This window comes from Sphaerospermopsis sp. FACHB-1094 (genome assembly GCF_014696195.1).
Classification (GTDB): domain Bacteria; phylum Cyanobacteriota; class Cyanobacteriia; order Cyanobacteriales; family Nostocaceae; genus Sphaerospermopsis; species Sphaerospermopsis kisseleviana.
Map to the genome: position 1 here is coordinate 37,609 of NZ_JACJPT010000036.1, position 6,634 is coordinate 44,242.

Below are 6,634 nucleotides of genomic sequence, written 5' to 3' on the forward strand. Positions count from 1 at the left end.
CAAATTCAAAAAATCACATCTTGTAAAAAATATTATCGCATAACTTGGGCGGGTAAGACTTGTACTAAGCTGATCGACGCTTGTACTGAGCAAAGTCGAAGTATGCCCACTCCACAAAAATCAGAAAACACCAGCAAAAAATCTCTTTAAAACTTCATCCTTCTGGGTTCTCTGCGCTTCTGCGTGAGATTTAACAAAGTTGTTCACTAACCCAAATTTAACTCCTCACAAATCTTATCCCAAGCCAGAACCGGATCAGCAGCAGCAGTAATAGGTCTACCGATCACCAAAAAATCAGCACCGGCTTGAAAAGCTTGAGAAGGGGTGAGCGATCGCTTTTGATCACCTTTTTCAGCCCAACTCGGACGCACCCCAGGACAAACCAGCAAAAAATTCTCACCGCAAGTATTCCGCAACTGTGCCGCCTCTTGGGGAGAACAAACCGCCCCATTCAAACCCGCATTTTTTGCCAAAAGTGCCATTTCTAAAGCAAATTCCGGCAATTCCAGAGGTATTTTCAAATCAAACGCCAAATCTCGCGCCGAAATGCTAGTTAACAGAGTAATAGCGATTAAATTAGGTGGTTTAGTTCCCGCTTTTTCCGCTCCCACCTGCACTGCTTCTACAGCAGCCTTCAAGCAATCATTACCACAAGTGGCATGAATTGTCAACAAATCCACCCCATAACCAGCAGCAGCACGACAAGCACCGGCGACAGTATTGGGGATATCGTGAAACTTCAAATCTAGGAAAATCCGCTTTTGGCGAGATTTTAGCACATCCAGAATAGCCGGACCTGTGCTAGTAAACAATTCTAAACCAACCTTCCAGAACGTGACTTGGGGAAGTTTATCCACAAGAGCGATCGCACTGTCTAAATCTGGTATATCTAAAGGTACAATAATTTTTTCATCATTCATAATTCTGGTTGTTACATTCAGTTATAGTAGTCCTATTAAGGGTGAAAATGTCAACATCTCATGATATCTTCCATCCGCAGAATTTATCTAACACGTAAAGACGGGTGTTCAAAACCGGATAATCATTTTTTGGCAAGGATTTGAGGATGTCTTTGACAATCTTGGGAAATGAATTTATAATCATGATCCAATCAATATTTTGATATAGCTTGCTCAAATTTTAATATATTTTGGGCTATTTTTATCACAGATTTCTTAACATTCAACACTTCTGACCTTAGAATTATCTTCCACTAATTTTATTAATGGGTTAGAATCTCTACAAAATGGGTTAGAATCTCTACAAAAAAGATATTTAATTAACAAAATTGTAGAAGATAACATATTGTTTGATTTATCTCCCATTTTTCCATTTTTAGGGAATATGTCAGAAATTTTTGTGAAGATTAATCTACATCATCCCCGCTTGAAAAATCTGATTTGCGGTTAAATTTAATTCAGAAAAAACTTGAGAAATAACCTGTTCATCATCTCTAAATTTACTGATTTGATATTCTCCATCTACCAAATTACAAACAGAAATAGTAGGTTGTTTGGGATTACCAATAAAATTACGTCCTCCTAAAGCTGCATAATCTATAATCCAATATTCAGCAATACCCATTTCTTCATAATCAGCGTACTTTAAATAATAATCATCACGCCAATTAGTGGAAACAATTTCAATGATTAAGGGAATGGAAGCACCATGACTAATAACTGATTGTTTTTTCCATAATGGTTCATTAGCTAAATTAGCACGATTTAAAACTAACAAATCGGGAAAATAACCAGAATCTTTACCTTCTGGTCTAACTATAACTTGATTAGGTATCACATACGGAAGATTTAAACCATCAATTTTAGCACTAATTTTGATAGTTAAAAACCCTTTAACTTCTTCATGATCTCCCACCGGTTGCCCCATTGTGACAATTTCTCCATGATGTAATTCATAACGTATATCGGAATTGTCAGGAAGCCAGTTAACAAATTCCTCAAAGGTGACAATTTTATTTAGGGTTTGAATCATGACTGTGAACAATTATTGATGATGAAAATATTATAACAGCAGGGTGCGTCAGATATCAAAAGTATATTTATTGACATGACTTCTACCGTCTGACGCACTCTACGAGTCCCGTACTAAATCTGAAACATCTAAAGGAACTATAATTCTCCCGGCATTAATAATCATATCAATGATGGGTTTGTTTTCATGGTGTTTTATATTTTTACGATTTAATGAGTTAATACTCATAATATTCAGTAAGGTGTGTATTTACTTGGAGTGACACACCTTATTTTCTGAAATATTTGGTTATCGTCTAGATTTGACTAGAACTTTACGCATCTCAAACTAAAATTTGTTTTTTCAGAGATTTCAATTGACCAGATAATTCTTTACGAGTTGAAAATCGCAATATATAGTACAAAAAGAAGTAAAGCAACAAATATTATTTGCCATTTAACCTCTGGTTTTGATACTGTTACAACTTCAGGTTGGGAAGGTGTTACAACTTCAGGTTGGGAAGGTGCTACAACTTCAGGTTGGGAAGGTGCTATTACTTCAGTTTGAGGAGTTGCTATCCCACATTCCGCTTGTGGTGTGAGTTCTTGAAAATCATAGCTAACTAAACGCACAAAATTCTTCTTACCCACCTGTAAAACCTTACCCGATAAATCCCCAGGGGAGTCAAAAGTCATATCCACATCAGTAATTTTCTCACCATCCAAACGCACACCACCCTCTTGAATTTTCCGTTTACCTTCGGCGGTACTTTTACACAAACCGGTAGCACCGAGAATATAAGCTAATTTAGCGGGAAATTGAGGAATAGCAGCCACAGAATACTCTGGTAATGCCCCTTCCTTACCACCACTTTTCGCCGCTTCTCTAGCCTCATTAGCCGCTTGTTCACCGTGATATTGACGGACAATTTCCCAGGCTAAAAATTCTTGGCGATCGCGTGGATTTTCTGGCAGACTATGCAAAGGTAAATCCGTCAACAACTCAAAATACTGTGACAGTAAATTATCTGGCACAGCTTGAAGCTTTTGGTATTTCTGGGAAGGGTGTTCTGATAAACCAACATAATTACCTAAAGACTTCGACATTTTTTGTACACCATCAGTTCCAATTAAAATAGGTAACAGCAAACCAAACTGAGGTTTTAAACCAAAATGACGTTGTAAATCTCGACCTACAGCAATGTTAAACTTTTGATCAGTTCCCCCTAATTCCACATCAGACTCCACAGCCACAGAATCAAAACCTTGCATCAGTGGATACAGGAACTCATGGAGGAAAATCGGATTCTCTTTCTTATAACGTTCAGCAAAACCTTCCTTGGCCAACATCTGTCCCACCGTCATCGTAGACAGCAACTCCAGAATTTTCCCCAAATCTAGACGGGAAAGCCATTCCGAGTTGTAGCGTACCTCCAACCTCCCAGGTGTGTCAAAATCTAAAATAGGACGCACTTGATCAAGATAAGTTTGGGCATTTTGCTTAACCTCTGTCTCAGTCAACTGACGACGGACATCAGACTTACCCGTAGGATCACCAATTCTTGCGGTAAAATCACCAATAATCAAAACCGCCGTATGACCAGCATCTTGAAACGCCCGCAGTTTTCTTACTGGTATACTATGACCCAAATGAATATCCGCACCCGTAGGATCAATACCCAACTTGATCCTTAAAGGACGGTCAGCATTGAGCAACCGCTTTTCCAAACTTTCAGTTTCACTATCAGCATCATGAGGTTGAGGAAAAATTTCTGCCACACCACGATGTAGCCAAGAGAAATTCTGCGCCATACTAGCCATACTATAAGATTCACTATTAACTACACTTTGCACTTTAGAAATTAGGTTGGTAAAGTCCACTGGCAAATTATCCGTTTTCTGTCCTGCCAAACTACTATAATTGCAAAAAATTAACCGACTTTTTTCATTTCATCAATTACATTTATATTTATTAGTGAGGAAGTAAAACCGCCGTGTCTTCTAGGACTTTTGTAAACAAGCAATCCCAAGACCAGGCTTCATCTGGGTTTGAATTTTTTAAAGGCGTAGGTCAGGTAACTGGCGCTACCCTACTATCGCTCACACTGCTGTCAAGTTCTATTGCAGCGGGGGGACTGGTGGGACTGGCCATAAGTTTCCGCAACTTGCCAGACGTGAGACAGTTACGCAGCTTTTCTCCCACAGAAACCACATACATATATGACATTAAAGGTAAACTCATATCAAGCATTCACGGTGAAGCAAACCGCGAAGTAGTACCCTTAAATAGAATTTCCCCGAACCTCAAACGCGCTGTACTAGCCAGTGAAGACGGTCACTTCTACAGTCACCAAGGCATTAACCCTTCTGGTGTAGGAAGGGCTGTAGTAGTAAACTTGGCAGCAGGTGGTGTAAAAGAAGGTGGTTCTACCATCACCATGCAGTTGGTGAAAAACCTGTTTTTGTCTCATCGGCGGGCTTTTACTCGCAAATTAGCCGAAGCAGTTTTAGCCATTCGTTTAGAACAAATTCTGGAGAAAAACGAAATTTTAGAAATGTACCTCAATCAAGTATATTGGGGTCATAATAACTACGGTGTACAAACAGCCGCCCGGACTTATTTTGATAAATCAGCCGAGTTTTTAACCTTGGGTGAGTCAGCAATGATGGCGGGTTTGATCCAAGCCCCAGAAGAGTTTAGCCCCTTTGCCAGTATGAAAAAGGCAAAACAAAAACAAAAAGAAGTGTTAGGGCGGATGTTAGACTTGCGGTGGATCACCCAAAAAGAATATGATGATGCCCTCAAGGAAGAAATTAAACTAGGGAGAATTAGGTCATTTCAAGGTAGCGCCCTACCTTATATTAGCAATACCGTAGCCCAGGAACTGGTGAAAAAGTTTGGAAGGGATACAATGCTTAAAGGCGGGATGCGGGTACAAACCACCGTGGATGCCAAATTCCAGATGATGGCAGAATCAACTGTGAGTAAGTGGCACAAAAATTTACTAGGTCAAGGGTTGCGTGGAAATCAAATTGCTTTAGTTGCAGTTGATCCCCGCACACATTTTGTCAAAGCTCTAGTTGGTGGGGTAGATTCTAGAGCAAGTGAATTTAACCGCGCTACCCAAGCACTCAGACAACCAGGTTCGGCTTTTAAACCTTTCGTTTATTATGCTGCCTTTGCCACTGGTAAATATGCTCCAGATAGCACCGTATTAGATACCCCTGTTAGCTACCGAGATGGCAATGGTTGGTACTTCCCCAGAAACTACGATGGTGGGTTTAGTGGTGCAATGTCTATTCGTACCGCTTTAGCTCAATCTCGCAACATCCCTGTAATTAAGCTTGGTAAAGCCATAGGGATGAATAAAGTTGTTGAAACCTGTCGGACTTTGGGTATCATGAGTCCAATGGAACCAGTTACCTCCCTGCCTTTAGGTGCTATTGGTATGACTCCCTTGGAAATGGCCAGTGCCTACGCTACCTTTGCGAATTATGGCTGGCAATCACCAGCAACAGTAATAGTCAGAATTACAGATAGTAGTGGTAATGTGTTACTCGACAACACACCAAAACCCCAGCGAGTGCTTGATCCCTGGGCATCAGCAGCAACTATAGATATTATGCAATCTGTGGTTAGTAGCGGTACGGGTAAGGGTGCAGATATAGGCAGACCATCAGCAGGAAAAACAGGAACAACTTCCTCAGAAAAAGATATTTGGTATGTGGGTACTGTGCCACAACTCACAACTGCTGTCTGGGTGGGAAGAGATGATAACCTACAATTATCCAGTGGTGCTACAGGTGGTGGTATGGTTGCTCCCATCTGGCGTGATTTTATGGAGCAAGCCCTTAAAGGAGTACCATCAGAGAAATTTAAAACACCTTCCCAGTTTCCACGTCCTAAAGCAAATTAGAGTGAGGTAATGGGTAATGGGTAATGGGTAATGGGTAATGGGTAATGGGTAATAGGTGATACAGTGAGTGGATTTAGGATTTTGGATTGTATTTCATGAACTCCAATCTAAAATCTAAAATTTAAAATCTAAAATTTTTCCCAATCACCAATCACCAATCACCAATCACCAATACCCTCATACCTGTTTTTCCAACTCAGCTTTCATTCTTTGCAGAGTCATATTCATCTGCTCAAACATTTGTTGTGGTGTAACACCAAACTGATTTAGCTGAGTTTTTAGTTGCTGTATGGTCATTTGCGCCATAAAATCTTCTGATAGCTCGAACCGCTTCATAAAGACGCGATATCGGTCCATCATAGATTCCATCTGCTCAATAAACAGCTTTTTGCCCTCGCGGTCAAATTTGCCGTAGTTGTTGCCAAGTTGAATCAGTGCTTGGTAATCTTCAAAAAGCTGTTTGGCTTCGTGTTGAACTATTTCAGAGTCAAAGAATCCCATTTTACTTATATTCAACTGAGTGCTTGTACTCAGTAGCTGAAAGTTTTGTCTCTAGTCTTATTTTAGTCTAGAGGACTAATCTAGAGAACAAAATTCGCTGGAAGTACGGTTTTTTACAGAAATTTCACTACTTGACTGGGGATTGGGGACTGGGGACTGGGGATTGGGGACTGGTGACTGGTGACTGGTGACTGGGGACTGGGGACTGGGGACTGGGGACTGGGGACTGGGGACTGGGGACTGGGG

Annotated in this window: 5 protein-coding genes and 1 pseudogene; 1 reads left to right on the plus strand and 5 read right to left on the minus strand. The window is 40.5% G+C overall.

Annotated features, from left to right (window positions below; translation table 11 throughout):
- Positions 1-206: 206 nt before the first annotated feature.
- From pyrF to tyrS, 4 genes and pseudogenes are all read right to left on the minus strand, one after another.
- A complete protein-coding gene (gene pyrF / locus H6F47_RS13235; protein WP_190649536.1) occupies positions 207-920 on the minus strand; it encodes an orotidine-5'-phosphate decarboxylase in 714 nt (237 codons plus the stop codon).
- 451 nt (positions 921-1,371) lie between these two features.
- On the minus strand, positions 1,372-1,992 hold the full coding sequence (locus tag H6F47_RS13240; RefSeq protein ID WP_190649538.1) for a Uma2 family endonuclease: 621 nt from the start codon (positions 1,990-1,992) through the stop codon (positions 1,372-1,374).
- A 99-nt stretch (positions 1,993-2,091) separates the two neighbouring features.
- Positions 2,092-2,220 (minus strand): hypothetical protein, encoded by a 129-nt coding sequence (locus H6F47_RS28535; protein ID WP_277877152.1) that lies wholly within the window; start codon positions 2,218-2,220, stop codon positions 2,092-2,094.
- A 371-nt stretch (positions 2,221-2,591) separates the two neighbouring features.
- A pseudogene (gene tyrS / locus H6F47_RS13245) lies at positions 2,592-3,782 on the minus strand (tyrosine--tRNA ligase); the annotation flags it as partial.
- A 182-nt stretch (positions 3,783-3,964) separates the two neighbouring features.
- Here tyrS and H6F47_RS13250 point away from each other — a divergent pair.
- The gene (locus tag H6F47_RS13250) at positions 3,965-5,887 is read left to right on the plus strand and encodes a PBP1A family penicillin-binding protein (protein ID WP_190649540.1); all 1,923 of its coding nucleotides are present in this window, start codon (positions 3,965-3,967) and stop codon (positions 5,885-5,887) included.
- A 177-nt stretch (positions 5,888-6,064) separates the two neighbouring features.
- Here H6F47_RS13250 and H6F47_RS13255 read toward each other — a convergent pair whose 3' ends face one another.
- Positions 6,065-6,388, minus strand: a complete 324-nt coding sequence (locus H6F47_RS13255; RefSeq protein WP_096565025.1) for a DUF1825 family protein — start codon at positions 6,386-6,388, stop codon at positions 6,065-6,067.
- Between the last annotated feature and the right edge of the window lie 246 nt (positions 6,389-6,634).

Bases quoted from the DNA above. Each gene is read 5' to 3' on its own strand.
- H6F47_RS13240 (WP_190649538.1), bottom strand. From the start codon at position 1,992: ATGATTCAAACCCTAAATAAAATTGTCACCTTTGAGGAATTTGTTAAC.
- pyrF (WP_190649536.1), bottom strand. From the start codon at position 920: ATGAATGATGAAAAAATTATTGTACCTTTAGATATACCAGATTTAGAC.
- H6F47_RS28535 (WP_277877152.1), bottom strand. From the start codon at position 2,220: ATGAGTATTAACTCATTAAATCGTAAAAATATAAAACACCATGAAAAC.
- H6F47_RS13255 (WP_096565025.1), bottom strand. From the start codon at position 6,388: ATGGGATTCTTTGACTCTGAAATAGTTCAACACGAAGCCAAACAGCTT.